This is a genomic window from Nocardia sp. NPDC060220 (assembly GCF_042727815.1).
GTDB lineage: Bacteria > Actinomycetota > Actinomycetes > Mycobacteriales > Mycobacteriaceae > Nocardia.
Map to the genome: position 1 here is coordinate 1 of NZ_JBHWZY010001272.1, position 1,366 is coordinate 1,366.

General features: G+C 68.9%; 1 protein-coding gene. It reads right to left on the minus strand.

The annotated features are described in order from the left end of the window. Positions 1 to 105: 105 nt before the first annotated feature. Positions 106 to 1,366, minus strand: a 1,261-nt coding sequence (locus tag ACFWF3_RS35965) for an aldehyde dehydrogenase family protein (protein WP_379318631.1), incomplete at its 5' end; no start/stop codon positions are given.

The following is a 1,366-nucleotide window of genomic DNA, read 5'->3' on the forward strand; positions in this document are numbered from 1 at the left end:
GGTTTATAAGAGACCGGCTGATTCCCTGGCGGGGGGCTGCGACCCCCGCGTGCCGCGGTCGGATGTCTCACCGGCTCGGTGAGACATCCGTCCGCGGCCGGACCCCTACCTGCCGAAGCGGCGCCGGCCGCGAGCGCCGGTCGCGCGCATCGCGTTCCGCATGAAGCCGAAGTTCTTGAGGCTGTACGGGTACCAGACGAGTTCGGACTTCTGGGTCGGCAGCGCCGGAGCCGTGATCGCCTGCTTGCGGCAGTACTTGCGCACGCCGTCGGCACCGCCGAATCGGTACCCGGTGCCGGACTGGCCCCAACCACCGTGGGGGAGCGCGAAATTGAACAGATTGATGGTGGCGTCGTTGATATTCACCGCGCCGACGGCCAGTCGCCGCGCGATTGCCTGCCCGCGGGACTTGTTGCCCGTCCACACCGAGGCCGACAGTCCGTACTCGGAGTCGTTGGCGAGCCGGATCGCCTCGTTCGCATCGGCGACCTTGATGACCGGGATCGTCGGGCCGAACGTTTCCTCGGTGATGCACGACATCGAGTGATCGACGTCGACCAGGACCGTCGGTTCGAAGAAGTTGCCCTCGCCTGTCGCCTTGCCGCCGGTGAGCGCTCGCGCGCCTTGGGCCAGCGCGTCATCGACGTGGCGGGTGACGATGTCGAGCTGGGCCTGGTTGGCGAGGGGGCCGACGTCGATGTTTCCGCTGCGGTCGTCGCGGCCGAGCCGCAGCGTCTTGACGTGGGCCACCAGCTTGTTCACGAACTCGTCGTACACCGCGGCCTCGACGTACACCCGCTCCACCGACACGCACAGCTGTCCGGCGTTGGTCAGTGCGCCGAAGGCGATGCCGTTGGCTGCGCGGTCGAGGTCGGCGTCGGCCAGCACGATCGCCGGGTCCTTGCCGCCCATCTCGAGGCTGTAGGGCAGCGTGCGTTCCGCGCAGGCGACCGCGATGCGGCGACCGGTGTTGCCGGAGCCGGTGAACTGGATGAAATCAGCGTTGCCGACCACCGCGGCACCGGTGGCGCCGGATCCGGAGACCACCGTGAACACCGGCGGCGCACCGATCTCGGCCCAGCCGCGCGCGAGGGCGAGCGGCGTCAGCGGGGTCACCTCCGAGGGCTTGAGCAGCACCGCGGCGCCCGCGGCGAGCGCCGGGACGAGGTCGGAGGCAGGCATGGCGAGAGGGAAGTTCCACGGTGTGATGATGCCGACCACCGGATACGGCGTGTACGTGGTGGTCAGCTTCTTGACCCGCATCAACGGGGTGTGGGGGCTCACGGCGGTATCGGCGAGAAACTTCGCGGCGTTTCGCGCGTAGTAGCCCAGCAGGTCGACGGTGAACGCGACCTCGACCTCGGCC